At 67.8% G+C, this 26,106-nt stretch carries 26 protein-coding genes and 2 tRNA genes; 13 read left to right on the top strand and 15 right to left on the bottom strand.

Annotation, left to right across the window (positions count from 1 at the left end; all coding sequences use genetic code 11):
• Positions 1-82 precede the first annotated feature (82 nt).
• Positions 83-367: a hypothetical protein gene (locus ACWDU1_RS02850; protein WP_449995362.1), complete on the bottom strand. Its 285-nt coding sequence runs from the start codon at positions 365-367 to the stop codon at positions 83-85.
• Positions 368-569: 202 nt separating this feature from the next.
• Here ACWDU1_RS02850 and ACWDU1_RS02845 point away from each other — a divergent pair, with 202 nt between their 5' ends.
• From ACWDU1_RS02845 to ACWDU1_RS02830, 4 genes are all read left to right on the top strand, one after another.
• Entirely contained in the window at positions 570-1,799 is a 1,230-nt protein-coding gene (locus ACWDU1_RS02845) for a helix-turn-helix domain-containing protein (RefSeq protein ID WP_449995360.1), read from the top strand.
• A gap of 62 nt (positions 1,800-1,861) precedes the next feature.
• Entirely contained in the window at positions 1,862-2,443 is a 582-nt protein-coding gene (locus ACWDU1_RS02840; protein ID WP_449995359.1) for a flavoprotein, read from the top strand.
• 273 nt (positions 2,444-2,716) lie between these two features.
• Complete coding sequence (locus ACWDU1_RS02835) at positions 2,717-4,915, top strand: MMPL family transporter (protein WP_449995357.1); 2,199 nt, start codon at positions 2,717-2,719, stop codon at positions 4,913-4,915.
• A 4-nt stretch (positions 4,916-4,919) separates the two neighbouring features.
• Complete coding sequence (locus ACWDU1_RS02830; RefSeq protein ID WP_449995355.1) at positions 4,920-5,504, top strand: TetR/AcrR family transcriptional regulator; 585 nt, start codon at positions 4,920-4,922, stop codon at positions 5,502-5,504.
• 69 nt (positions 5,505-5,573) lie between these two features.
• Here the strand turns inward: ACWDU1_RS02830 and ACWDU1_RS02825 are convergent, their stop codons facing one another.
• From ACWDU1_RS02825 to ACWDU1_RS02815, 3 genes are all read right to left on the bottom strand, one after another.
• On the bottom strand, positions 5,574-6,257 hold the full coding sequence (locus ACWDU1_RS02825; RefSeq protein WP_449995353.1) for a VOC family protein: 684 nt from the start codon (positions 6,255-6,257) through the stop codon (positions 5,574-5,576).
• 60 nt (positions 6,258-6,317) lie between these two features.
• The gene (locus ACWDU1_RS02820; protein ID WP_449995351.1) at positions 6,318-7,709 is read right to left on the bottom strand and encodes an MFS transporter; all 1,392 of its coding nucleotides are present in this window, start codon (positions 7,707-7,709) and stop codon (positions 6,318-6,320) included.
• A gap of 253 nt (positions 7,710-7,962) precedes the next feature.
• Positions 7,963-8,568, bottom strand: coding sequence for a TetR/AcrR family transcriptional regulator (locus tag ACWDU1_RS02815; RefSeq protein ID WP_449995349.1), 606 nt, complete (start codon positions 8,566-8,568; stop codon positions 7,963-7,965).
• Positions 8,569-8,741: 173 nt separating this feature from the next.
• On the opposite strand from ACWDU1_RS02815, the gene ACWDU1_RS02810 reads away from it, so the two are divergent.
• Positions 8,742-9,572: a ferredoxin reductase gene (locus ACWDU1_RS02810; protein ID WP_449995347.1), complete on the top strand. Its 831-nt coding sequence runs from the start codon at positions 8,742-8,744 to the stop codon at positions 9,570-9,572.
• A gap of 7 nt (positions 9,573-9,579) precedes the next feature.
• On the opposite strand, the gene ACWDU1_RS02805 is transcribed toward ACWDU1_RS02810, so the two are convergent.
• From ACWDU1_RS02805 to ACWDU1_RS02790, 4 genes are all read right to left on the bottom strand, one after another.
• Complete coding sequence (locus ACWDU1_RS02805; RefSeq protein ID WP_449995345.1) at positions 9,580-9,795, bottom strand: hypothetical protein; 216 nt, start codon at positions 9,793-9,795, stop codon at positions 9,580-9,582.
• 132 nt (positions 9,796-9,927) lie between these two features.
• Positions 9,928-10,015 (bottom strand) — tRNA-Ser (locus tag ACWDU1_RS02800).
• A 112-nt stretch (positions 10,016-10,127) separates the two neighbouring features.
• Positions 10,128-10,562, bottom strand: coding sequence for a nucleoside deaminase (locus tag ACWDU1_RS02795; RefSeq protein ID WP_449995368.1), 435 nt, complete (start codon positions 10,560-10,562; stop codon positions 10,128-10,130).
• Positions 10,563-10,590: 28 nt separating this feature from the next.
• Positions 10,591-11,130: a tRNA adenosine deaminase-associated protein gene (locus ACWDU1_RS02790; RefSeq protein ID WP_449995343.1), complete on the bottom strand. Its 540-nt coding sequence runs from the start codon at positions 11,128-11,130 to the stop codon at positions 10,591-10,593.
• Between the two features lie 58 nt (positions 11,131-11,188).
• Here ACWDU1_RS02790 and ACWDU1_RS02785 point away from each other — a divergent pair, with 58 nt between their 5' ends.
• Positions 11,189-12,136: a prephenate dehydrogenase gene (locus ACWDU1_RS02785; protein ID WP_449995341.1), complete on the top strand. Its 948-nt coding sequence runs from the start codon at positions 11,189-11,191 to the stop codon at positions 12,134-12,136.
• A 6-nt stretch (positions 12,137-12,142) separates the two neighbouring features.
• Here ACWDU1_RS02785 and ACWDU1_RS02780 read toward each other — a convergent pair whose 3' ends face one another.
• The 4 genes from ACWDU1_RS02780 to ACWDU1_RS02765 form a co-directional block, all read right to left on the bottom strand.
• Positions 12,143-12,751, bottom strand: coding sequence for a putative glycolipid-binding domain-containing protein (locus ACWDU1_RS02780; protein ID WP_449995339.1), 609 nt, complete (start codon positions 12,749-12,751; stop codon positions 12,143-12,145).
• Positions 12,752-12,857: 106 nt separating this feature from the next.
• Positions 12,858-13,961, bottom strand: a complete 1,104-nt coding sequence (locus ACWDU1_RS02775) for a FadR/GntR family transcriptional regulator (protein WP_449995337.1) — start codon at positions 13,959-13,961, stop codon at positions 12,858-12,860.
• Positions 13,962-14,064: 103 nt separating this feature from the next.
• Positions 14,065-14,149 (bottom strand) — tRNA-Ser (locus ACWDU1_RS02770).
• Positions 14,150-14,237: 88 nt separating this feature from the next.
• Positions 14,238-15,413, bottom strand: a complete 1,176-nt coding sequence (locus ACWDU1_RS02765; protein ID WP_449995336.1) for a lactate 2-monooxygenase — start codon at positions 15,411-15,413, stop codon at positions 14,238-14,240.
• A gap of 70 nt (positions 15,414-15,483) precedes the next feature.
• On the opposite strand from ACWDU1_RS02765, the gene ACWDU1_RS02760 reads away from it, so the two are divergent.
• Entirely contained in the window at positions 15,484-16,485 is a 1,002-nt protein-coding gene (locus ACWDU1_RS02760) for an NAD(P)H-quinone oxidoreductase (RefSeq protein WP_449995334.1), read from the top strand.
• A gap of 17 nt (positions 16,486-16,502) precedes the next feature.
• On the opposite strand, the gene ACWDU1_RS02755 is transcribed toward ACWDU1_RS02760, so the two are convergent.
• A complete protein-coding gene (locus ACWDU1_RS02755) occupies positions 16,503-17,705 on the bottom strand; it encodes a cysteine desulfurase-like protein (RefSeq protein ID WP_449995332.1) in 1,203 nt (400 codons plus the stop codon).
• Positions 17,706-17,931: 226 nt separating this feature from the next.
• Between ACWDU1_RS02755 and ACWDU1_RS02750 the strand changes: the two genes are divergently transcribed.
• The 6 genes from ACWDU1_RS02750 (at position 17,932) to ACWDU1_RS02725 (ending at position 23,368) form a co-directional block, all read left to right on the top strand.
• On the top strand, positions 17,932-18,522 hold the full coding sequence (locus ACWDU1_RS02750; protein WP_449995330.1) for a bacterial proteasome activator family protein: 591 nt from the start codon (positions 17,932-17,934) through the stop codon (positions 18,520-18,522).
• A gap of 169 nt (positions 18,523-18,691) precedes the next feature.
• On the top strand, positions 18,692-19,588 hold the full coding sequence (gene wzm, locus ACWDU1_RS02745; RefSeq protein ID WP_449995328.1) for a galactan export ABC transporter permease subunit Wzm/RfbD: 897 nt from the start codon (positions 18,692-18,694) through the stop codon (positions 19,586-19,588).
• Positions 19,589-19,601: 13 nt separating this feature from the next.
• Positions 19,602-20,456 (top strand): galactan export ABC transporter ATP-binding subunit Wzt/RfbE, encoded by an 855-nt coding sequence (gene wzt, locus ACWDU1_RS02740; protein ID WP_449995326.1) that lies wholly within the window; start codon positions 19,602-19,604, stop codon positions 20,454-20,456.
• A gap of 71 nt (positions 20,457-20,527) precedes the next feature.
• Entirely contained in the window at positions 20,528-21,532 is a 1,005-nt protein-coding gene (glfT1, locus tag ACWDU1_RS02735; protein ID WP_449995324.1) for a galactofuranosyltransferase GlfT1, read from the top strand.
• Positions 21,533-21,646: 114 nt separating this feature from the next.
• Complete coding sequence (locus tag ACWDU1_RS02730; protein ID WP_449995322.1) at positions 21,647-22,351, top strand: hypothetical protein; 705 nt, start codon at positions 21,647-21,649, stop codon at positions 22,349-22,351.
• 165 nt (positions 22,352-22,516) lie between these two features.
• Positions 22,517-23,368 (top strand): SDR family oxidoreductase, encoded by an 852-nt coding sequence (locus tag ACWDU1_RS02725; RefSeq protein ID WP_449995320.1) that lies wholly within the window; start codon positions 22,517-22,519, stop codon positions 23,366-23,368.
• Between the two features lie 52 nt (positions 23,369-23,420).
• Here ACWDU1_RS02725 and ACWDU1_RS02720 read toward each other — a convergent pair whose 3' ends face one another.
• The gene (locus ACWDU1_RS02720; protein WP_449995366.1) at positions 23,421-25,322 is read right to left on the bottom strand and encodes a glycosyltransferase; all 1,902 of its coding nucleotides are present in this window, start codon (positions 25,320-25,322) and stop codon (positions 23,421-23,423) included.
• A gap of 147 nt (positions 25,323-25,469) precedes the next feature.
• Entirely contained in the window at positions 25,470-26,021 is a 552-nt protein-coding gene (locus tag ACWDU1_RS02715; protein WP_449995318.1) for a GtrA family protein, read from the bottom strand.
• Positions 26,022-26,106 lie beyond the last annotated feature (85 nt).

Here is a 26,106-nt window from a genome sequence, read left to right as displayed (position 1 = left end):
GTGCCCTAGTGCTGCGGCCAGAACAGGCACCACACCAGAACCAGCAAGGGGATACCCGCGGCGATTGCCAGACCGATGATCGTCACCGCGTACCGTCTCGATCTGCTTCGGACGGGCCGGATTCGCCCTGATCGACGGCGGGCCAGCGATGACCTCGCGGATAGAACTGCATCGGCGTTGCCAGCGCAGCCAAGTCGGTGATGGCGTGGCGGATCGAGACGACGTGCTCCAACGACGGAACTACCACTGCAACCGCCGCGTGTTCGACCACGATGCCGGCCACGATCAACGCGGACGCGAGCGGGCCGACGTCCAGTCGTACCGTCCACACCAGACGGTAGCCATAACGTTCGGCGACGCGGTGCACATCCGCACCCTTCCCGAAGACATCGGTGCGGATCAGCCCGACGGCCTTTGGAAGTTCTCCCACCTGACACCCCTTGCGCCCGACTCGTCGTGTTGGCAGGCACCCGCCGCCGGAGAGTCGGGGCTCGGTCCGGCGGCGGGGCCGGGAATGAAGCTTTGCAGCGGGACGGTCGCGATTCGTCCCGCTGTGGGACAGTGTGTATATGACCGACTTTCGGCCAGATGACGATCAGTTCGTCGGCCGTCAGGTACGCGCGATTCGCGCTCGGCGCGGTATATCGCAACAGGTACTTGCCGACCGTGCCGGTCTCTCCCGTGGAGCCATAGCGAAGTACGAGAACGGTGAGCGACCTATCGATTCCCGCCGGACTCTCTACGCACTGGCGACAGCGCTCGGCGTACGGGTTACGGACCTAACCGGACATCCACTCGAACAGCTCGACCCATCGGCCGCTGCCTTCCATGCGAGCATCTCCGATATCGAGACGGCCCTGTGGATGGCAGGACATGCCGAGCACGGGACAGAACAGCGCACACTCGGTGAATTGGCGACCGCAGCCGGACAGGTCGGCCGAACACGTCTCGCGTGCGAGTACGCCGAACTCGGGCCGATGCTCGCGCCGCTGATCACGGGGTGCTACCGGCACACCTATGCTGCGGCCGAGTCCGACAGAACGACAGCATGGAACATCCTCGCGTCGGTCTTGTTCGACACCGCGATCGCCTTGCGAGTGCGCGGGTACAGCTCGCTGGCATGGACCGCGGCGCAGGCGGTTGAGCAGGCCGCTCAGAACACCGGAGACACAGCGGGATACGCGGCTGCAGCGTTTGTGCGTAGCCAGGTGCTGTTGTCCCGTCCGGGAACATTGTCTGCTGCACTGAGCTGCGCGGAGTCCTCGGCCGACAGACTGCAGGCAGCGGCCGTGTCTCGAGGCGAACTGGAGACATACGGGATGCTCCACCTGCAGAGCGCGTTGACCGCGGCAGCGCTCGGCAAGGAAACGGGCAGCCATTTCGCCGAGGCGGCAGAAGTTGCCGACCGTCTCACCGATGCTCGGCCGAATACTTCGATAGTGCGTAATTCGACATTCGGTCCGGAGAACGTGGTGTTGTGGCGTATGTCCGCGGCGATGGAACGGCAGGAGCCGGACAAAGCGTTGGAACTGGCAACGCTGCTCGACCCTCATGCGATCAAGACACCCAGCCGCCGGGCTCAATACTTTGTCGAAGTCGGACGCGCGCACGCCTTGCGGCGAAACTACCGAGACGCGCTGTACGCGCTGCTTCGGGCGGAACACATCGGGCCACAGCAGGTGCGCGGTATGGCTCACGTTCGCGAACTGGTCGGGCACATGATGCGCTCGGCACGGCGAGAACTGACCACCGGTGAACTCGGGCAGCTTGCCCGGCGGGTGGGCGTCGTGCCGACGTAGGACCGGCGCTGGGAGGCCCGGCGGCACTGCATATCGCCTGCCGGGCCTGAGACGATGGGCAGATGAACGACCAGGGAAGCGCTGTCCTGTATGCGATCGTCACCGGCTCCCCCGCCGCCCGAGGGATCGGCAAACTGGTCGACATCGCCCAGGCCGACGGGTGGGATGTGTGCGTTGTGGCGTCACCCGACGGCCGCAAGTTCATCGACGTCGACGCACTCGCGGACCAGACAGGTCACGTCGTACGCAGTGAGTACAAGCAGCCGGGTACCCCGGACGTGCTGCCACCGGCCGATGCGATGATCGTCGCTCCGGTCACTTGCAACTCGGTCGCCAAATGGTCCCTCGGCATTTCCGACACGCTCCCGCTGGGCCTGCTGGTCGAAGCGGTCGGCAAGAAGCTTCCTGTTGTGGCCGTACCGTTCTCCAATCAGGCGCAGATGAGTTTCCCGGCGGTTCAGGACGCCATCCGCAAACTCTCGGATTGGGGTGTCACCGTGCTCGACGACGCCTACAGGCTGCACGAACCCGGCGCCGGGGAGACGGAGATACACCGCCTCCCGTGGGCGGCGGCCTGGGCTGCCCTACTTGAACATCCGTGGCTCTCGGCGCCTGACCAAGCACCGCCGCGGACCGCTCTCTGACTCACGCTCCACCTGCGAATCGGCGGATCGAACAGGCCGCCTTTGAGGATCCTGGCGTAACTGCATCTCACCTGAGAACCATGGCGCGGAGAGCCGTCTTGGGGGGTTGTCAGTGCGCTCGCGGTGGTTGTGACCTCGACGGGCGCGGTTGGACGCACGCCGTACGACCCGTGAACCCACCTCACCCCTCCGAAAGTAAAGGCTGGGTATTGCCTGGCCAAAAAATGGTAGTTACTGTCATAAGACATCAACTACCAAATAGGAGAGGCTGTCATGTCGGCCATGCTCTATCGAATCGGGCGATTCAGCTATCGCGCCCGGCGACTCGTACTCCTGCTCTGGGTGGTGCTCCTGACTGTGCTGGGGGTGGGGGCGGCGACGCTCGCCGAGCCTTCCGCCACGTCGTTGAGCCTGCCGGGGACCGAATCCCAGGAAGCGTTCGATCTGCTGGAGGAGCGCTTCTCCGAACTGCCCTTGGACGGCGGAACCGCGCTGATCGTGTTCAGTGCGCAGGACGGTGCGGTGACCGATCCGGAGCCGCGGCGGCGGATCACCGAGGTGGTGCAGGAGGCCGCGGGGGCCGCCGAGGTCGCGGCGGTGCAGGGTCCGTTCGAGAGCGGGCTCATTTCGGAGGACCGGCGGGTCGCGGTCGCCGAGGTGACCTATGCGGTGTCGTTCGAGACCGTGCGTGAGTCGAGCCGCCAGGAACTGATGGATCTGGTGGAACGCAGCGATTCCGCCGGACTGCGCGTCGCGGTGGGCGGGGACGTGATGGAGCTGATGCCCGATGTGAGCAAGGAGCTCATCGGATTGCTCATCGCCACCGTGGTGCTGGTGGTGACGCTGGGATCGCTGGTCGCGGCGGGGATGTCGCTGATCGCGGGGGTCACCGGGGTCGCGGTCGGCCTGCTCGGCATTCTCACCGCCACCGCCTTTCTCGACCTCGGGGTCACGACCCCGATTCTCGCGCTCATGCTCGGGCTGGCGGTCGGTATCGACTACGCGCTGTTCATCGTCACCCGCTACACCCATGAGCTGACCCGCAACGCCGATCCGGAGGAGGCCGTCGGGCGGGCGGTGGCCACGGCGGGTTCGGCGGTGCTCTTCGCCGGGACGACGGTGGTGATCGCACTGACCGGTCTCGCCGTGGTGGGTATCGGGCTGCTCACCGAGATGGGTATCGCGGCGGCGTTCACGGTGGCCGTCGCGGTGCTGGTGGCGGTCACTCTGCTGCCGGCGCTTCTCGGGTTCGCCGGTATGCGGGTGCTGCGGCGCGGTCTGCGGGGGCGGACGGAGAGCGCGGGCGGTGAGACGCGCACTCTCGCGCGGCGCTGGGCGGCGCTGACCACCGGGCGGCCGGTGACCATGCTGGTCGCCGCGCTGATCGGTATCGGTGTGCTGGCCCTTCCGGCACTGGATCTCCGGCTGGGCGTACCCGACCAGGGCACCTATCCGGAGCACACCACTCAGCGCAAGGCATATGACGCGATCGCGGCGGGTTTCGGTCCGGGATTCAACGGACCGCTGCTGGTGGTCGTGGATCTCGCCGGCACCCCGGACCACCGCGACGCCGCGCGGCGCGTGCACACCGAATTGGCCGGCGCCGAGGGGGTCGCGACGGCGGCGCCGCCGGAATTCAACCCGGCCGGCGATACCGCGATCATCGCGGTCATCCCGCGCGGTGGACCCGACAGCGCGGAGACCGAGCAACTGGTGCACACACTGCGCGGCGATATCGCCGGCACCGCCGAAGGGTTCGGCGCCCGGATCGCCGTCACCGGAACCGCCGCCATCATCATCGATTTCAGCGACCGGATGGCGCAGGCGTTGTGGACCTACCTGCTGGTGGTGGTCGGCCTGTCGTTCGTGCTGCTCATGGCCGTTTTCCGGTCGATCGTGGTCCCGCTCAAGGCGACACTGGGATTCCTGCTCAGCCTGGGTGCGACCTTCGGTGTCATGGTGGCCGTCTTCCAGTGGGGGTGGCTGGAATGGCTGGGCATCCACACCACCGACGTGGTGGTGAGCATGCTGCCGATCTTCATCATCGGCGTCGTGTTCGGGCTGGCAATGGACTACGAGGTGTTCCTGGTGACCCGGATGCGGGAGGAGTACGTGCACGGGGCGAACGCGACGGCGGCCGTCCGGGCCGGATTCGGGCACGGGGCGCGGGTGGTGGCCGCCGCGGCGATCATCATGGTCAGCGTTTTCGCCGGGTTCAGCACCGGCGACGCCAGCGATATCGTGCAGATCGGTGTGGCGCTCGCGGCGGCGGTCGCTGTCGACGCCTTCCTGGTGCGGATGACCATTGTTCCCGCGGTACTCGCACTCGTCGGGGACAAGGCATGGTGGCTGCCGAAATGGCTGGACCGGATACTGCCGGATCTGGACGTCGAAGGCCGCCAACTCCCGGACAACGCTCCCGAAACGGACGCGAGCGCGGTTGTCCGGCCGGTCGAGGGTTCGGCAAGATGAGTTCATGAGTACCGGTGGCCTGCGAGAACTCAAGAAGAAGCGCACGCGTGAATCCATCCAGGATCACGCGCTGCGCCTCTACCGGGAGCAGGGGTACGCCAAGACAACGCTGGAGGAAGTAGCGGCGGCGGCCGAGGTCTCGCCGAGCACGCTGTTCCGCTACTTCCCCAGCAAACCGGATACCGTCCTGTACGACCGCGTCGATCCGATCTTCCTGGAGAAGTTCCTCGCCGAACCCGCCGAACTGCCCCTGCTCCGGGCAATGCGCAATGCGCTTCTCGCGGTTCTCGCGAGCGCGGATGTCGATATGGCGGCGCTGGAGACCACCCGGATGAAACTGATCGCCACCGTGCCGGAGTTGCGAGCATCCGTGGCGGCCAAGGTCGAAACGGATCTGCCGCCGTTTCTCGAGGCCGTGGCCCAGCGAACCGGCCGCCGACCGGACGACCCGTATGTCCGCTACTGGACGGGAGCGGTGGCAGGCGTCGCGGTGATGGCCTACCTCCGCGCGGTCGACGAGAACAACCCGGATATCTACGCCGTTGTCAACGAGGCGCTGGAGTTCCTGGAAAATGGTCTGCCACTCTGAGATCCCGCACTCGCACGAACGGAACACGCTGAAGTCCGGTATACCTCGCCGTTTCCGGCAGTCCGCTGTTCACTGGTCCTGGGTGCCGGTCGCCTCGATATCGATGAGCGGGCCGAGGGCCGATTTGCCCCGCCTGGGTGCTTCGATGCGCACGGCGATCGGTCCGCGCGCGGGGTAGTCGCTCTCGGTGAGAAACCAGATCCGCTCGGTATCGGCGACGATGAACAGCCCGTCGTGCCCACCGGTCGGCGCGAACTGCGTCAGCTGCGGTGGGAAAGGCGGCAGCCCGAAGGTGTCGTGCAGTTCGGCGACCGCGCGCCCGACATCGGCCACCCCGAGTCCGACCTCGCTGATCGAGAACAGCGCCGGCCGCTCGCCGTCGCCGGCGGGCACTCCGGCATCGGCATGACGGGCGATGAGTTCCAGCACGATCCCTTCGGGGCCGCGGAAGTAGAGCGAGCGGGAATCCCAGCCCGCCGGACCCTCGATGATCTCCGACCCGTTCAACCGGAGCAGTTCGACGCGTCCGTCCAGCCAGCGCCGGGCGGTCTCGAAATCGTGGGGTGAGATTCCGAAGGCCAGGTGGTGCACTCCGGCGAAAGGCTCACCTTCGGTGACGACCAGGCGGCCGGCGCCGATCTCGACGGAAACCCTTCCCGCCTCCGTGGACACCGGCAGCTGCAGCACATCCCGATAGAAGGCCGCGACACCGTCGAGGTCCGTTGCGGTGATGGCTACTTCCCGGATTTTCATGGCGCACATCCATTCGGTTCGGAGGTGCCACCGACGCTATGACCTCAACCTCGATTCAGGTCAAGGCACGTCGGTGGTATCCCCGGCTCGGACGAACGCGCGCCCCTGTTCCCGGTCGAGTGCCGTCTCGGTCTTGTTCTTCAGGACGAAGAGGTAGACGTACAGCGACGCCGCGATCACGACGGTGACGTACACGATGAACCAGGTGACATGTCCCCCGTTCTTCGCGGCCTGGTAGATCATCGGCGCGGTACCGCCGAACGCGGAATTGGCCAGCGCGTACCCCACGCCGACGCCCAGGGCGCGGATATGGGACGGGAAGAGTTCGGCTTTGACGATGGCATTGATCGAGGTGTAGCCGGTGAGCAGGATGTAGCCGATACAGGTCACCAGCAGCGTCCCGGCCACCGAGGTCGCGTCCTGCAGGAAGCTGATCAGGAACCAGGTGTAGGTGACGCCGCCGATCCCGAAGAACACCAGTACCGGTTTACGGCCGACCTTATCGCTGATCAGGCCGCCGATCGGCTGGAGCAGCATCAGGAAGATCAAACCGGTGAGGTTGATCCAGGTGGCGGTCATACCGTGACCGTCGAACGCCGACTTGACCATGGCGGGCGCGTTCACGCTGTATGTGTAGAAGGCGAGGGTGCCGCCCATGGTGACGAAGAAACACACCAGCAGCGGACGCCAGTAGTCACGCACCAGTACCCGCAGCGAGCCGGATTCGGAGTCCTCGCCGCGCCGGACGGCGTCGAGCTGTTCCTCGGTCAGCGATTCGTCCATGCTGCGGCGCAACCAGAACACGACCACCGCCGCGATCCCGCCGATGAAGAACGCTATCCGCCAGCCGAAATCGGAGATCTCCTGTTTGTCCAGGAACACCTGCAGCACCAGCAGGGTGAGCTGGGCGAGTACATGGCCGCCGACCAGGGTGACGTACTGGAACGACGAAAAGAACCCGCGGCGTTCCTTGGTGGCCGCCTCGGACATATAGGTGGCCGAAGCGCCGTATTCGCCGCCGGTCGCGAATCCTTGCACAAGCCTGCACAGGATGAGGATCACCGCCGCGCCCACGCCGATCACTTCGCGTCCCGGCACTACCGCGATCACCAGCGAACACGCCGCCATGAGCGACACGCTGAAGGTGAGCGCGGCGCGGCGGCCGTGGCGGTCGGCGTAGCGGCCGAAGAACCACGAACCGACCGGGCGCATGAGGAAGGTCACCGCGAAGATCGCGTACACGTAGACGGTGGAGTTCTTATCCGCCGAATCGAAGAACTGGCTCTCGAAATACGAGGCGAACACGGTGTAGACGTAGACGTCGTACCACTCGACCAGGTTGCCCGACGATCCGCGCAGCGTGTTCAGGACGGCGCGGCGCGTGCTCGCCGGCGACGAGGCCGCCGCCTGCTTTCCGGGGCCCGCCGTGCCCTCGGTGGTGGTATCCGACATTCGCGAGTCCTCCCGTTCACCGATACGCGGAGGGCACGGGTACGAGCCGGCCGCTCCAACGCTCAGTTTGCAGGTCCGGACGCCGGTCCGTACCGGTATCCGAGTTGAGGCTCGAAGACGCCATCCGCGGGAGGAAAGGCGAGATCGCCGCGCCGGCCAGCGGCTAGCGCGGCGGGGCGAGTTCGCGCAGAGCCCGGCGGATGGTTTCGTGCACGAATCCGTCCGCAATCGAAGGCGTGGCGGGTTTTCCCGCTCAGCCGGTGACGATGGGTACGACGTAGGTCCGGGCGAACTGGTCCAGGTCGGTATCCGACTCCAGCGGCACCAGGCCCGACGGGCACAGGATGAACGAATGCACCAGGCGGCACACCACTTCCGCGCGGGTCAGCAGATCGGCCGGTTCGGCGAGCAGCCCGGAGTCCGCCGCCCGGCACAGGGCGGAATGGGCGGCGGCGACCGACATGGCGAAGACCGGGCCGCCCTCGGTGGTGAGTTTCTCCAGGATCCGCTCGGGTTCCACGACGAGCATGCGTTTCACCAGTGTGTGCTCGCGCCAGCGGCTGATAACCGTCACGAAGATATCGGCCACCAGGTCGTCGAGGATGCTGTGCCGGATGGAGATGGCGTCGACCTCGGTGAGCACGGCCGCGACCTCCCGGCTCACGACCGCCTGGACGACATCGTCGCGGGAACCGACGCGACGGTATACGGTGACGCGGTCGACGCCGGCCTGCCGGGCGATATCTTCGATGGTCGTCTTCTTGACGCCGAACTCGCTGAACCTGATCAATGCCGCGTCCAGAATGCGAGCTTCGATACCGTCCTGCAGTCCGGGGGACGATGGGTACGCGGCGGACATGAGATAACGCTAGCAAGTACCGCGTGAGCACAAACACCTATCGGGCACTCGCAATATTGCAACATTGCTATTAATTATGTTGCGGTGTAGATTCGCCGGATGGTGCAGACCAGCCAAGCAGTCGCTTGTTACTTTCTGGTGTGTCGTCCGGCCCGACTAGCGGCGGACAGCTGATGGGCACCCAGGTGCCGCCCCGCGGCCTGCAGATGATCGGCGCGGCCGTGGACGCCTGCCGTTCGATACTCGTCGCCCACGGACCCTCCTCCTTGCTGCCGCGCCCGAAAGCTTTCTGGCACAGCGGGTTCAACCTCCAGCTGGTGGTGGCGGCCGTGCAGCGGGAGGCGGCGGACGTGGTGGGCGTGGTGCTGGTCGACCCCGACGGCGACCCGCTGCCCGCCTGGCTGCCCGGCGCGCACCTGGACCTCTTCCTGCCCTCCGGACGGCTGCGGCAGTACTCGCTGTGCGGCGATCCGCGCGACGGTTCCGCCTACCGGATCGCCGTCCGGCTCGCCCCGCACGGCGACGGCGGCTCCATCGAAATCCACGAGGACCTGCGCAGCGGCGATACGATCCGGGTCTTCGGGCCCCGGCACACGTTCCCGTTCGTGGACGTACCCGAATACCTGTTCGTCGCCGGCGGTATGGGTATCACCGCGCTGCTGCCCATGGTGCGGGCGGCGGGTCGCCGCGGCACGCTCGTCTACACCGGCCGCACCCGCGAATCGATGCCTTTCATCAACCGGCTTCCCGGCGCACTCGTCCGGCCCGACGACGAATTCGGCCCCCCGGATATGGCGGAACTGCTCTCCCGGGCGAATCCCGGTACGGCGGTGTACGTCTGCGGCCCCGCACCGATGGTGGAAGCGGCCGTCCGGGTGCTGCCACGCGTGAACCCGACCTGCACCCTGCACCTGGAACGCTTTCCCGCGGCCCGGATCGGCGCCACACTCCCGGCACGATCCCGGCACACCCACCGCGGCGCGCAGACCCGGCAATCGGCCTGAGATTCACCTACTCTTTCGGCTCTTCGGAGTAGTACACCGTGATCGACGGCCACGGGCACGCGGCGGTGATCTCTTTGTGCAGAACCAGGTCCTGCACGGTCACGTCACCGAGGCTCTCGATCGATGCGGCCACGGTCCGCAACAGTGATGCGATATCGCCCTGATCGGCTCCGGCCGGGTTCGACTGGGAGAAGTGGGAAATCGTGTACTGCGGAATTGTCATTGTTCCTCGCTCTTTCCACCGGTGTCCGATACGGCGCGCTCGGAAATCTGGCGACGGCGGCACCCCACCGGCGGCCCGAGGTCCGTGCACGAAGAAGCCCCCCACCCGGATCTCCGGATGAGGGGCTCGAAGCGGTGGCGGAGGGATTTGAACCCTCGGAGGGGGGTTACCCCTCACACGCTTTCGAGGCGTGCTCCTTAGGCCGCTCGGACACGCCACCGCCCACGACTGTACCGGAACCGCCGGTTTTCCCTAAATCGGGGGCTCGACCTGCCGATCTGCCATCCGCTCCCGGCGCGATCGACCACCGTCCGCCGGGCCGCGGCCCCGGTTCAGCGCTGGGACCGGAAGAAATCGTCCAGGATCGCCGCGCATTCGTGCTCCAGAATCCCGCCCCGCACCTGGGGCCGGTGGTTGAGACGCCGATCACGGACCACATCCCACAGCGACCCGACCGCTCCGGTCTTCGGCTCCCACGCCCCGAACAGCAGCCGGTCCACCCGGGCCGCGACCAGGGCGCCGGCGCACATGGTGCACGGTTCCAGGGTCACCGCCAGGGTGGCGCCGGTGAGCCGCCAGCCGTCGCCGTGCACCGCCGCGGCACGGCGCAGGGCCAGCACCTCGGCGTGCGCGGTGGGGTCGCCTGTGGCCTCGCGCGCGTTGGTGGCGCGGGACAGTTCCCGGCCCGCGGCATCGAACACCACCGCTCCCACCGGGACGTCGCGGGGATCGGCGGTGACGGCGACGGCCAGCGCCGTACGCACCATCTCGGTATCGGAGAGCGGAACGCTCACCTCAGCGGGGTAGTTTGTCGAGCACCGCGGAGAACTCGGAGGCGAACCCGAGGCGCTGGGCGATCATCGAGAGCTGCTCGTCCGGGTAGAGGTCGGTTTCGGCGAGGATCACGCTGAACACCGGCTCCGGCAGGCCCAGATCCGCGAGGATGCCGAGATCGCCCTCTTCGTAGGGGTCGATATCGTCGAGCTCGTCGGGATCGATATCGGGGATCTCGATATGCAGTTCCTCGAGGACATCGGCGGCGATGTCGTAGTCGATCGCCGCCGTGGCATCCGAGATCAGCAGCCGGGTACCGCTGGGGGCGGGCCGGACCACGATGAAGAACTCGTCGTCGATATCGAGTAGCCCGAAGACCGCGCCGGAGGACCGCAGATCCTTCAGTTCGTTCTCCGCGGCCGACAATGTGGTGAGCGCGGCCGCGGTCAGCGGGCTGCACCGCCAGGTGCCGTCTTCGCGGACAACGGCCACCGCGAAGCCTTCTACGTCGTCGTAATCATCCGACGCCGCCCCGTTCGTGCCCGAGCGCTGTGCTGCCATGGGCGCAACGGTAGTCGGCCCGGGGCGCTTAGATGAAGTCGTATGCGAATCTGTTCCGGTGACTGCTGACGACCATACGGCGCTCTGTGTTCTCGGGACAGGTTTGATCGGCGGATCGCTGCTGCGTGCGGCGGCCACGGCGGGCCGGACCACCTGGGGATACAACCGCTCGGCGCCGGGCGTGGCGGCGGCGCGCGCCTCCGGATTCGACGTCACCGGCGACCTCGCGGCCACGCTGGGCCGCGCCGCCGATTCCGACGCCCTGATCGTGGTGGCCGTCCCCATGCCGGCCGTCGATCCCATGCTGGACGCGATCGCCACGCACGCGCCGGATTGCGGGCTGACCGATGTGGTGAGCGTCAAGGCCCCGGTCGCCGCGGCGGTCCGGCGCTTCGGGCTCGAGCAGCGCTATGTGGGCGGTCACCCGATGGCCGGAACGTCCGAATCGGGCTGGCAGGCAACCGATCCGGAACTCTTCCGGGGCGCCGCCTGGGCGGTCGGTGTGGACGCGGGCACCGATCCACACACCTGGACCCGGGTGACCCGGCTGGCGCTGGACTGCGGATCGGTCGCGGTGCCGGTAATCGCGTCCGAACACGACCGGGCCGTCGCCCGGATCTCGCATCTGCCGCATGTGCTGGCCGAGGCGCTGGCGGTGGCCGGGGCCCGTGGCGGCGACCTCGCCCTCGGGCTGGCGGCGGGTTCGTTCCGCGACGGCACCCGGGTCGCGGGCACCGCCCCCGATCTGGTACGCGCGATCTGCGAACCCAATTCCGACGCCCTGCTGGCGGTACTGGACGAAACCCTGGCCGCGCTGACCGAGGCCCGGGCGGCACTGGATACGTCCACCTCGCTGGACGACCTGACCGCCGCCGGATACGCGGCGCGGCGGCGTTACGAGACCGCCGAACGCTGGGAGATCATCGATATCGAGCCCGGCGCCGACGGCTGGCTGGAGCGGCTGCAGGAGGCCGGGCGGGCGGGCGGGGTGATCACCCGGCTGTGACCGTGGTCAGACCCGCTCGGCCAGACCCGGGTAGTCGAGGACGAAACCGTCGGGGTCCACGGTCAGGGTGGCACTGGACACCGGTGAGAGCACGCTGATGCCGTCCCCGGCGCTGCTGTAGGTCAGGTCGGCCTCCTGCACCGTGAGATCGGGCAATCCGACGTACACCACCGGTACCTGCACATCCTCCATGGCGTGCTGCAGGCCGAAACGGCGGATCGGCAGGGTGTTGAAGAACGGGCTGAGCACCACGTCGGCGTCCAGCGCACCCCCGAAGGTGGAGCGGATATGGGTGCCGGTGGCGTCGACGAGCCAGTAGTTCTCCTCGTCGCGGGCGATCGAGGCGTGCCGCTCCCCGGCGGCAGTGGTGCTACGCAGCGACAACCGCCGGGTCGCGCCGTTCTCGTCGGTGACCAGGTCGTAGGACGCGCTGAACGCGGGATGCTCGCCACAACCGCCGCCGATGATGCGGCCACTCGCGCGGATCCGGTTTCCGTTCAAGGTCACGCGGACCGATTCCATCCGCGAGTTGTCGAAGGCGCGCCAGGTGAGGACAGCCGGCCACCGCGCCGGCGCGGCGTCCGGACCAGTAGTTTCGTCACTCGTTTGCGTCACGTGTCCACCGTACGCAACACCTCTTGCCACGGCGGCGAGGCGGGCGTTCGCGCCCATACGGGTCCCACCCGCCGGGACGCGCGGCCGGTCCCGGAGCGGCGGTCGGTCACAGTCGGCGCAGGCCGATCTCCCGCACATCGCGCAGATGCTGTTCCATCGCGGCACACGCGCCCGCCCCGTCCCGCGCGGCGACCGCCTCGTAGATCGCGTGATGTCCCTGGATGGAGATACGGCGTCCCAGCTGCGTTTTGTGGGAGAGTTCGCGGGTGCGCTCGGTCCAGCTGGTCGTCATCGCGCACAGCGCCACCAGCAGCGGGTTCTGCGCGGCATGCGCGAGCAGGTTGTGGAATTCGACATCGAGCCGGATGGACTCCGCCACAGCCAGGTTCTCATCGGAATCGTCGAGTACGCGCGAGAGCGACAGCAGATTCGATTCGACCGCGCGCAGGGCCGCGAACTGCGCGATCCGGGGTTCGACGATATCGCGCAGTTCGACCGCGTTACCCAGTTCGGCGTCGAGCCCGGACAGCCCGCCGAACAGTTCGGCGGCGGCCGCGGGCGGCGCGGCGACGATACTGCCCCGCCCCTGCTGCCGGACCACCAGCTGTTTACGTTCCAGTTCGAACATCGCCTCACGCAACGAGGTCCGCGAAACACCCAGACTCGAGGCGAGCTCCCGTTCGGCCGGCAGCCGATCGCCCGCCGACAGCTCGCCGGAGACGATCATCTGCTCGATATGAGCCGCCACCTCGGAACCGACACTGCGCGAGCGACGGTTCAGCGGCGGAACCGGAACTGGCCTCATGCAACGACGATAGCCGCGCGTTCCCACCCCGGCCAGATGGCGCCGACCTCGCCGATCCCGGTCCTCCGGCGCGGGCGGGCCGCGCCGGTATCGCGGCGGCCAACCCCCTTCAGCCGGCCGGCTCCCCCGCTGCCGATCCACGGCCGCCACGAAATCGGGATGTGCCGACACGATCAGGTGATCGGTCTCATCCGAGAGCCAGACATCCGCGAAGAACCCGGACCGACTCCAGGCCAGGACTCCGGCGATCATCATCAGCGGAAAGCATCCGGGCAGCACCGCCAGGGCGAGCGGTAGGTAGAACTGCTGCGCCCCGAATCCGAACGCGACAGCCAGGCTCCCGAACACGAGCAGAACGACCAGCAGTGCCAGCTGGGCGATCCGCCGGTATCGCGTAACCTCCACCAGGCAGAACTCGCATGCGGGACAGTCGAACCGGAGGCGGGCCCGGACTCCGTAGTTGTCGTCGGCAGCCGCGGGGGAAGGACGTCCAACCGCGGACTCAGAGCGGAGACGGAGGGATTTGAACCCCCGGTCGCTCTCACGACTCTCGCTTTCAAGGCGAGTGCATTCGGCCGCTCTGCCACGTCTCCAGGGCCTCGATGGTAACCGATGCACCCCGCTGCCAGCGAAATCCCGGGACTCCGGGACGAGCGCCGGCGGGCGCGGCGGGTGACGGGGTCAGCGCGGGACGGCCAGCAGGTCGCGGGTTGTTCCGGCGAGGTCGGCGCAACCGGAAAGGCCCATGGCGGAATCGAAATCGGCGAGCAGCAGCCGCAGGGCGTGACGCACCCCGGCCTGACCGGCGATACCGAGCGCGTAGGCCCAGGGCCGGCCGTAGCAGACGGCCTTGGCGCCGAGAGCGAGGGCGACGAGTACATCGGAGCCGGTGCGGACCCCGGAGTCGAACAGCACGTCGGCGCGGTCGCCGACCGCGGCGACGATCGGGCCGAGGGCGTCGAGGGCGGCGATCGAATTATCGATCTGGCGGCCGCCGTGGTTGCTCACCAGCACACCGTCGGCGCCCGCGTCCACCACGGCCCGGGCGTCGTCGGGGTGCAGCACACCTTTGACCGCGATCGGCAGATCGGTCCATTCCCGCAGTCGAGCGAGGTCGGCGACGCGCAGGCTGTGGTTGCCGAACAGGCCGACCCAGGTGAGGATCGCCAGCCGCATGGCGTCCTCGCTCTCCTCCGGCGGGGCGGGGAGCTTGGCCCGGAAGACGGGGTCGGACAGGTAGTTGGCGATACCTTTGCCGAGCAGGAAAGGCAGATGTCCCAGCTCCAGGTCGCGCGGACGCCATCCGAGCGAGGGGGTGTCCACGGTGACCACGATCGCCGAGGCCCCGGCCCGTTCGGCGCGCTGTACGAACGATCGCGCGAGTTCGTCGTCGGCGGGCCAGTACAGCTGATACCACCAGTCGCCCGCGACGGCGCCCACCTCTTCGATGGTGGACGAGGACGCTGTCGACAGAATGCTGCCGATTCCGAGTTCCTTCGCCGTCTGCGCGACCACGACCTCGCCCTTTTCGTGCAGCAACTCCAGCACGCCCACCGGCGCGGTGAGCACGGGCGCGGCGAATCTCGTGCCCAGCACCTCCACGGCGGTATCCCGGGCGCCGGGCCCGCTGGTGCCGCACAGCATCCGCGGGACCAGCCGGTAGCGCTCGAACGCGGCCCGGTTGGCGGCGGCGGTCCGTTCACTCGACGCGCTACCGGCCACATAGGCGTACGCGCGGGCATCGAGCAGCTCCCGGGCCTTCGCCTCGAAGCCGTCGGCCGTCATCGGCAGGTCGGGGATCGCACCGCCCATTCCCTGGAGGTAGATCTCGTTCTGGAAGTCGATGAAGCTGCTCACGGACAGTCACGCTAGCCGTGTCCGGGCACCGTGGGCAGACCCTCGGCTATTTCTGTTGCAGTATGGGGCGATGCGCGCGATCAACTTGAACGGCTTCGGCGGGACCGAGGTCATGGAATGGTCCGAAGCGCCCGACCCGGCACCGGGCCGCGGTGAAGTGCTCATCGAGGTCGCGGCGGCCGGAGTGAACCGCGCCGATCTACTGCAGCGGCGTGGCCTCTACGCGCCGCCACCGGGGACCACAGCGGTACCCGGGCTGGAATGTTCGGGCGTGGTGGCCGGGGTCGGCGAAGGTGTGAGCGACTGGTCGGTCGGCGACCGGGTGTGTGCGCTGCTGTCCGGCGGCGGTTACGCGGAGCGGGTCGTGGTTCCCGCCGGGCAGGTGCTGCCGGTGCCGGAGGGGCTCGATCTGGTGGCGGCGGCGGGGCTGCCCGAGGTGGCGGCGACGGTCTGGTCGAATCTGGTGATGACAGCCGGGCTGCGGCCGGGCCATCTGCTGCTGATCCACGGCGGCGGCAGCGGGATCGGCACCCATGCGATCCAGGTCGCGAAACAGCTGGGCGCCCGGGTCGCGGTGACGGCCGGATCGGCGGCCAAGCTCGCGCGGTGCGCGGAACTCGGCGCGGAAGTGCTGATCAACTATCGCGATCACGATTTCGTGGACCTCATCCGCGCCGAAGAAGGTCTGGGCGGGCCGGGCGCGGACATCATCCTCGACAATATGGGCGCGGCCTATCTGGGCCGCAATGTCGAGGCCCTGGCGCTGGACGGGCAAGTGCTGGTGATCGGGATGCAGGGCGGAATCAACGGTGAGCTGAACCTCGGCGCGCTGATGGCCAAACGCGGGACGGTCCGGGCGCTCAAACTGCGCGACCGCCCGGCCACCGGACGCGGGAGCAAGGCCGACATCATCGCCGAGGTGCGGACCCGGCTCTGGCCGCTGCTGGCCGAGGGCGCGGTGGTGCCGGTGATCCACGCCGAGATCCCGGTGACCGACGCCGCGCGTGCCCACGAGATGCTCGACGAGCACGAGACCTTCGGCAAGGTGATCCTGCGCATCGGCGGCCGCTGAGGAGCCGGCAGCCGATATCAGCTCAGGGCGGACAGGGCCCGGCCGAACAGGTCGATCTCGCGCCGGGTCGTGTACGGGGCGAGACCGATGGTCACCGCTCCGCCCTCGTCGTTGACACCCAGCGCGTCCAGCAGCCGGCTGCCGCCGTGTGGACCGGCCAGCACATTGATCCGCTTATCGGCCAGCTGCGCCGCGATCTTCTCCGCCTGCATCCCGTCGACGGTGAAACTGACCGTCGGGATCCGGGTGGAGGCGCGGCCGATCACGGTGAGCCCGGAAATACCCTCGAGGGTGCTCATCAGATGTTCGAACAGCTGGTCGTGGTAGTCCTGCAGCGAGGTCACCGATATCTCCAGCCGCTCCCGGCGGGTGCCCTTGGCTCGTTCGTCCAGCCCGGCCAGGTAGTCGATCGAGGTGGTGAGCCCGGCCAGCAACGCGTACTGGTGCCCGCCCACCTCCAGCCGTTCGGGGCCCTTGGCGTACGGGTTCAGCGCCATCGACGGAATCCGGTCCAGGAAGGCCGGGTCCCGGAACACCAGCGCCCCCACCTGGGGACCTCCCCAGCTGGGGGCGCTCAACGCGACCACATCGGCATTCAGATCGTCGATATCGATGAGCGCGTAGGGCGCCGCACCGACCGCGTCGGCGACGAGTAAGCCGCCCACCTCGTGCACTCTTTCGGCCGCGACCCGCACCGATGGCGCCGATCCCACGATCGGCGACGCCGCGGTGATCGCGACCAGCCGGGCGGTCGGCCCGATGAGCTCCTCGTACTGCCAGGCCGGCATCTCACAGGTCTCGATCTCCACCTCGGCCCAGCGCACATGCGCGCCGTAGCGGTTGGCGATACGCAACCACGGCGCCACGTTCGCCTCGTCGTCCAGGCGGGAGAGCACGATCCCGGTGCCCAGGCCCAGCCGCGAACTCAGGGATTCGGCGAGCCAGGCCAGCAGTACCGCGCGGTCCGGGCCCAGGACGACACCGCTGGGGTCGGCGCCGACGAGATCGGCGACCGCCACCCGGGCGTCGTGCAGCACCTCCGCGCTGCGTTTGGCCGCGGGATGGCGGCCCAGATGCGAGAAAGACGACGTGCGGAAACCGATCGACACCGCGCGCGAGACGGAATCCGGAACAAGCATGCCCGCCTGCGGAGCCAGATTGATCCAGCCGTCGGCCAGAGCGGGGATCAGTCCCCGGACCCGCGCGACGTCGTAAGTCATGCAGGTCACTTTAAGGCCACGGCCCGGCGCCCGGTAACCCTGGTCCGGCCCAGTGTGCTGTGCACTACAAAGCCGACTGTGCTGTGCACAACGCCGATGACCAGCTGTGCGGAATACGCATAACTCACCGCGCGCGACGTAGGTCACCGGCCGGACCGGGCCGGCGCTGGGCCGCACCACCGCACCGGCTTAGCGCGTTCGCCGCGAACACGACATGATGGGGAACATGACGCACTCGGATGACGCATCGGATCCCGTTGTCGTAATCGGCCCGGAGGGCCGGCCCGTCGTGCTGCCCGCGGGCGCCGCGACGAGCGCGTCGTTCCCGGGCCGGGAGGATTCCCCGGAGGGCGCCCCGGATCACGAGGCCTCCGAATCACTGGCCGATATGGTCGAGCAGCCGGCCAAGGTCATGCGTATCGGCACCATGATCAAACAACTGCTGGAGGAGGTCCGGGCGGCTCCGCTCGACGATGCCAGCCGCACCCGCCTGGCCGAGATCCACAAATCGTCGATCCGCGAACTCGAACAGGGGCTGGCTCCGGAACTGCGCGAGGAACTGGAACGGCTGGCTCTGCCCTTCAGCGAGGACGCGGTCCCCTCCGACGCCGAGCTGCGGATCGCGCAGGCGCAGCTGGTGGGCTGGCTGGAAGGGCTGTTCCACGGCATCCAGACCGCGCTGTTCGCCCAGCAGATGGCCGCGCGGGCGCAGCTCGAGCAGATGCGCCAGGGCGCCCTGCCCCCGGGTATCCACGCCGCCGACGGACGCGGCCCGCAGCCCGGCCAGTCGATCGGGGGCACCGGGCAGTACCTGTGACGGCGGTGGTGTATATGCCTCCCGCTACCGGGCCCCGCCGGTCGGGGTAGTGTCGTGCACCGTGCCTGCAGCTTCCGCTCGCTCCGACCTGGTAAACACCGAATCCCCGGAGAGCACCGACGAGAGCACGGTGCGCTCCGACCACACCCCCGCCGCAGATGAGACGCCCGTGAGTTCCGAGCAGACCCCGGTGGCCGACGCCGATAGCGCCGCCACCGCGACGACCGAACCCGCGCCCATCCGGTCCGATTCGCAATCCTGGACCCGGGCCTGGCGCGATATCCGCGACGGATTCGGTCAGCGTGAGCTATGGCTCTCCCTGGGCTGGCAGGACATCAAACAGCGTTACCGGCGTTCGGTGCTGGGTCCGTTCTGGATCACCATCGCCACCGGCGTGCAGGCCACCGCCATCGGCATCCTGTACGCGGCGCTGCTCGGCCAGCCGCTGCAGCAGTACCTCCCGTACGTGGCGGTCGGCCTGATCGTCTGGAATGTCATCAACGCCTCGATCCTGGAGGGCGCGGAGGTCTTCATCGCCAACGAGGGGCTGATCAAACAGCTGCCGTCGGCGCTGAGTGTGCACATCTACCGCCTGGTGTGGCGGCAGGTGCTGTTCTTCGCCCACAACCTGCTGATCTATGTGGCCGTGCTGGCACTGTTCGGGGTGTGGCGTGATCTGCACTGGACCGCGATCTTCGCGATACCCGCGCTGGCACTGCTGTTCCTCAATGCCATGTGGGTCTCGGTGCTGTTCGGCATCTTCAGCACCCGCTACCGCGATATCGCGCCGATCCTGGGCAGTATGACCCTGATGCTGTTCGTGCTCACCCCGGTGATGTGGAACACCAAGAGCCTGGAGGCCCAGGGCGGCGATGTGGCCGAACGGGCCCGGCTGGCCGAGATCGTCCCCACCTACCACTATCTGGAGATCGTGCGCGCGCCACTGCTCGGCGACGATCAGAAGCTGTATCACTGGGTGATCGTCGGCGCCATCACCGTGGTCGGCTGGATCGCCGCGGCCATCGCCATGCGGCAGTACCGTTCGCGCGTGCCCTACTGGGTTTAGGAGTCAGGCGATCATGACCGATCACGTGAGTATCGAGACCCGCGACGCGTGGGTGGAGTTCCCGATCTTCGACGCGAAATCGCGTTCGCTGAAGAAGGCCTTCCTCGGCAAGGCCGGCGGTGCGATCGGCCGCAACCAGTCCGATGTGGTGGTCGTGGAGGCGCTGCGCGACATCACCCTGTCGCTGAAGGAGGGCGACCGGGTGGGTCTGGTCGGCCATAACGGCGCCGGCAAATCGACCCTGCTGCGGCTGCTCTCGGGTATCTACGAACCGTCCCGCGGCAGCGCCCGGATCCGCGGCCGGGTGGCACCGGTATTCGACCTGGGGGTCGGGATGGACCCGGAGATCTCCGGGTACGAGAACATCATCATCCGCGGCCTGTTCCTGGGCCAGACCCGTAAACAGATGCTGTCCAAGATCGATGAGATCGCCGATTTCACCGAACTGGGCGAGTATCTGTCCATGCCGCTGCGCACCTACTCCACCGGTATGCGGGTGCGGCTGGCGATGGGCGTGGTGACCTCCATCGATCCGGAGATCCTGCTGCTGGACGAGGGGATCGGCGCGGTCGACTCCGAATTCATGAAGAAGGCCCGGGTACGCCTGCAGGAACTGGTCGCCCGATCCGGACTGCTGGTCTTCGCCAGCCATTCCAACGAATTCCTGGCCCAGCTCTGCGATACCGCGATGTGGATCGATCACGGCCAGATCCGGCTGCGCGGCGGGATCGAAGAGGTGGTACGCGCCTATGAGGGCCCGGAAGCGGGTAACCATGTGGCGACGGTGCTGCGCGAGCTGGAAGCCGAAAAGGCCGGGGCGGACGCGTCGTCCGGCAGCGAACGAGAACTGGAGAACAACACGGCATGAGCGAGTCAGGCCCGGAGGCGGTAGCGGAGCGTGACCACGGAGGGCCCTCGCTCGTGCCCGAAGAACAGAGCATGAGCGAGTCAGGCACGGAGGCGGAAGCGCAGCGTGACCACGGAGGGCCCTCGCGAGCGCAGGAGCCTTCGCCCGACCCGTCCGCTGCGGTACTGCCCGAGGTCGTCTACGGCGACGACGCCCTGATCGTCGCCGTTGTCGTGACGCATAAGCGGCGTGATCTGCTCGCCGAATCGCTGAAAGCGGTGTCCACCCAGTCGCGCCCGGTCGACCATCTCATCGTGGTCGACAACGGGAACGAGGCCGAGGTGGCCGATCTGGTGGCGGATCAGCCGTTGCCGACCACCTATCTGGGTTCGGCCCACAATCTGGGCGGGGCCGGCGGTTTCGCGCTGGGTATGCTGCACGCGCTCAGTCTCGGCGCCGACTGGGTGTGGCTGGCCGACGACGACGGCCGCCCCGAGGGCCCCGAAGTGCTGACCACCCTGTTCGACTGCGCCCGCCGGCACGAGCTGGTGGAGGTGTCGCCGGTGGTGTGCGATATCGACGAACCGGACCGGCTGGCCTTCCCGTTGCGCCGTGGTGTGGTGTGGCGGCGGTTGCGTTCGGAACTGGGCCGCGAGGATTTCCTGCCCGGAATCGCCTCCCTGTTCAACGGCGCACTGATCTCGGCGCAGGCCGTGGATGTGATCGGCGTTCCGGATCTGCGGTTGTTCGTGCGCGGCGACGAGGTCGAGGTGCATCGGCGGCTGGTGCGCTCCGGGTTACCCTTCGGCACCTGCCTGCAAACCGCCTACCTGCACCCCAACGGCGCGGCCGAGTTCAAGCCGATCCTCGGTGGCCGGATGCATACCCAGTACCCGGACGATCCGGTGAAGCGCTATTTCACCTATCGCAATCGCGGCTATCTCATGTCCCAGCCCGGTATGCGAAAGCTGCTGCCGCAGGAATGGATTCGTTTCTCCTGGTTCTTCCTGGTGACCCGGCGCGATCCGGCCGGGCTGCGGGAGTGGTTCCACCTGCGCAGCCTGGGCCGCAACGAGCAGTTCCAGAAACCGGAATAGGGCGTAGCGCGTATATCGGTCACGAATCTCGCAACAGGTCTTGACGGCCGATGCGAGAGTTTCCTCCCCGCCGGGTAAGTTCGGCTGGCAATCCGCAGATTCGGGAGGAGATCGATGAGTTACCCCGGCGGTCAGCCGCCACAGGGCCAGCCCGCGCCCGGCCAGTTCCCGGCACCGCAACAGCAGTTCGCACCGCCGAACCAGGGTGGGCAGCCACAGTTTCCAGGGGGGCCGCAGGGCGGCCAGCCGTGGGGCGCACCGCCTCCCGGCCAGCCGCCGCAGGGTCAGCCGCCGCAGGGCGGATTCGGCCCGCCCGGCGCACCTCAGCAGTATCCGAGCGGACCGTACGCCCAGCCGATGGGACAGCCGCAGGCCCAGTTCGGGCCCGGTGGACCGCAGGCCGGACCATACGGCCATCCGGGGCAGCCGGCGCCGAACGATCCGCCCGGCATCACGGTGAACTGCTCCTACACCCCGATGGCCTTCCTGCTGGCCATCACCAAACCGAAGATCCTGGTGAACGGCCAGCAGGTGCCGAACACCCGCTGGGGTGACAATCACGTCCCCGTCGGGCCCGGCAACTACCACATCCGGGTCACCACGCCCTGGCTGTTCGATATGGGTCCGGCCGAGATCGCCGCCTCGGTCTCCCCCGGTCCCGGGGCGCGCTACTTCTACCGGACACCGGCGATCATCTTCCTCAACGGCGCGATCGGCCCGGGCCCGCAGAAAACCCCGGGCATGGTGGTCATGTACGTGATCTGGGCGTTCGTCGCGCTCATCTTCCTGCTGAACATCCTGCTCATCGCCACGATGTGAGCGTGAACCCGGGGCGCCGGCAGTCCGGCCGCCCCGGGTTCCGATCGCGACCGCGCCGACCAGCGATGATCGCGCGCCCTCTGGGCAAGGCCGCGCCGGTTGCCTAACCTCGGAACGGCAGCGCCGCGGGCTCGTGGCGTGGTCGCGACGACAGGAGGGCACGCCATGGCCGGAACCGAGGGCACATCGCTGAAGGGCCGGACGCTGATCATGTCCGGCGGCAGCCGCGGTATCGGATTGGAGATCGCCAAACGGGCCGGTGCCGACGGCGCGAACATCACCCTGATCGCCAAAACCGATCAGCCGCATCCGAAGCTGCCCGGCACCATCCACACAGCGGCGGCCGAGATCGAGGCGGCGGGCGGCACGGTGCTGCCGTTCGTCGGCGATATCCGGCTCGACGATTCGGTGGCCGAGGCGGTCCGGCAGACCACGGAGCGTTTCGGCGGTATCGACCTGGTGGTGAACAATGCCTCCGCGATCGATCTCTCGCCGACCGAGACGCTGGCCATGAAGAAATACGATCTGATGCAGGACATCAACTGCCGCGGTAGTTTCCTGCTCTCCAAGCTGAGCATCCCGGCCCTGCGCGAATCCGCGGCGGCCGGGCGCAACCCGCATATCCTCACCCTGTCCCCGCCGCTGAACCTGGATCCCAAATGGGCCGGGTCCTCACTCGGCTACACCATCGCCAAGTACGGGATGTCGCTGACCACGCTGGGCCTGGCCGAGGAGCTGAAATCCGCGGGTATCGGGGTGAATTCGCTCTGGCCGCGCACCACCATCGCCACCGCCGCCGTGCGCAACCTGCTGGGCGGCGAGGAGATGGTGCGGACCTCGCGCACCCCCGATATCTACGCCGATGCCGCCTACCTGGTGCTCACCTCCCCGGCCGCGGAGACGACCGGCAATTTCTTCCTCGACGACGAGGTCCTGGCCGCCCGCGGCATCACCGATCTGGACAAGTACCGGGTGACGCCGGGCGACGAACCGCTCACCACGGACCTTTTCCTCTGATACCGGAAACGCCCGGTGGGCGGCGGTCCGGCGACCGCCGCCCACCCGGGGATCAGTTCCGGGGCTCGATGCCGTAGAGCCTTTCCCAGTTCTCGCGGCTGGTGAGTTCGGCGTGCGCGGCCCGGTAGCGCTGCTGCAGGGTCGGCAGCTCGCGGTACAGGGTGCGCAGGGTCTTCACCGTGCGCAGCAGCAGGGCCCGGGCCCGGGCCTTGTCGCGCCGGCGCACCCGCACCCCGGACTGGGACGCGTCGGTCACCACCACGTGTTCGAACAGCGATACATGCCACCAGTGCGCGTCCTCGCGGGTCACCCCGACCAGTCCGGGCTGGACCCGTCCGGTCCACTGCTGGACGGCCCGCTTGATCAGCACCAGCAGCAGCCGGCTCGGTTCGCCGCCGGCGCGGCGTACCCGGATGTCACCGGAGGGCACGGTCGGCTCGGCGGCCGGATGCTTGATGGTCTCCGGATAGTCGGCGCGACTGGTCCGGGCGCGTTTGAGCACATCCACGCCGCCATCGGCCAGGATCGAGGGCCCGCGCAGGAAGTCCTCGATGCCCTGCAGCGTGGTGTGCGCCAGGCCGTACTGCATACCGACCAGATATTCGGCGATATTGCGGAACAGCTGGCGGGTGATCGTGCTCGGGTCCAGATCGGCGTGCATGGCACTGACGATCAGCGAGTTCCGGGTGCTGAAGTAGCGCGCCCAGTCGTCGAAATCCTTCCAGTAGAAGTCCGCGTGCCATACCGCCGCGTTCGGCAGGGTGACGGTGACGAACCCGTGCTCGCGGGCCCGGACGCCGTATTCGACATCGTCCCACTGGAAGAAGATCGGCAGCGGCAGCCCGATCTTCTTCACCACCTCGGCCGGGATGAGGCAGGTCCACCAGGCGTTGTAACCGGCGTCGACCCGCCGTTCCTGGTTCTTCTTGAGCATGCTGGTGTTGCGCAGCGCCTTGGGGACCTTCTGGCCGTGCATGAGCTTGTGCAGATGCACATCCTCGGCGCCGACATTGAGGTAGTCGGGGTTGAGCAGGAAGAGCATCTGCGCGCCGACCAGGGTCGGTTCCACGGTGAGGTTGGCGAAGGCCTGCAACCGCAGCACGGTTTCGGGTTCGCACAGGATGTCGTCGTCCATGAGGATGACGTCGGCGTGCTCGTTGGCCGCGGAGACCTCGTACAGGCCGCGGGTGAAACCGCCCGCGCCGCCGAGGTTGGGCTGGCGAATATAGCGCAGTTTATCGGCGAGGCCCGGCTTGATCTGCTGGAACAGCGGCCGGTCCTCGACGAGGTCGGTGCCCTGGTCGACCACGTAGACGGCGTCGATGGCGCTCAGTACGGCCGGATCGGAGGCCAGCGCGGCGACGGTCTCGGCGCAGTCCTGGGCGCGGTTGAAGGTGCAGATGGCGATGGCGACCGGCCGGACCGTTTCGGGGGCGGTGGCAGTCCAGGTGAGTTCGGAGACCGCGAGGTCGCCGCCGACGGCGTCGAACTCGAGCCACAGCGCGCCACCGTCGACGAACTGGTCGAGCGGCGCGGTCAGGGTGAGCGGGCCGCCGGCGGTGACCTCGGCGGTCCCGACGATCCGCCGGTGCCCGGCGATATCGGAGGCCACGATCCGCACACTCGCCTTCTTGCCGACGTGCAGTGTCATCGTCGCCTGCACCTCGGTGACCACGGTCCAGCGCTGCCAGTAGCTGGCGGCGAAACGGCCGAAGTAGGTGTTGGTATGCGCGCTCGAGCCCTTGTCCAGGCGCAGGCTCAGCCGGTCGCGGGTGGCACGGCCCTTGACCACCACATACAGCTCGTCGCTGATCTTCGCCGAGGGGCCGGTGAAGATACCTCTGGCGAGCACCAGGCGGTCCGGCGCCAGGTGGTGTTCGGCGCGGAGCGACTCGGGTGCGGCCGCAGGGTGATCGTTCGTCTCGGTAACGGCCTGCATAGCCGACTGGTCCATGAAGTCCTCGAAATCCTCAATATTTTCGCGCATGAGCGAGGGCCCTGCGTGGTTACGCTCCACTACCGCCTCCGGGCCTGACTCGTCATGCTGGTGCCGACGGGACAGACGTGTCCCTGATAACGGTTCGCGGCGGGGCCGAGGATATCAATCAGCCACGCCGGTCGCCCGTTCGGTCGTTGCCCGATCGGGTTCGGCGGGCTCGCCGGTGAATACGAACTTGTCGTATGCCCAATACCGGAACACGACGGCCACTATCTGACCCACCAATGTTCCGGAGATATTGTCCGCAAGAGGGGTGGACAGATCCAGGACGTACCGGGAAAAGCCCAGGCAGCTCAATTGCAGGCCGATCGCGATCACATTGATCACCGCGTATCGCACATACTCACGCACCGGGCTGCCGGACTGCTTGTGCGCGAAGGTCCACCATTTGTTGCCGAAGTAGGTGACCACCGTCGCCACCGCGATCGCGATGATCTTGGCCGGCAGCGGCGCCGCGTACATCAACCCCTCGCCGCCCCAGGCGCCGAAGTTGAACACCAGCGCGTTGTAGGTCCCGGCGTCGACCAGGAAACCCACCACGCCGACCACCAGGAACGCCGCGCTCTGCCGCAGCCCCGTTCGCACCCGCCGGGCCAGCGAAGGAGGAGCCGGGGCGTCGGCGGCGACCACGGCCGATGACTCACCAGATGACACGCGCCGACGGTACCGCAGTGACCTGAGCCTCCCCACCGCGCTCACACCCGGTACTCTCCCCGTGTTCCCACTATCAGCCGATTTC

Source organism: Nocardia sp. NPDC003345, assembly GCF_053589395.1.
This window is presented reverse-complemented; position numbering and strand designations above follow the sequence as displayed.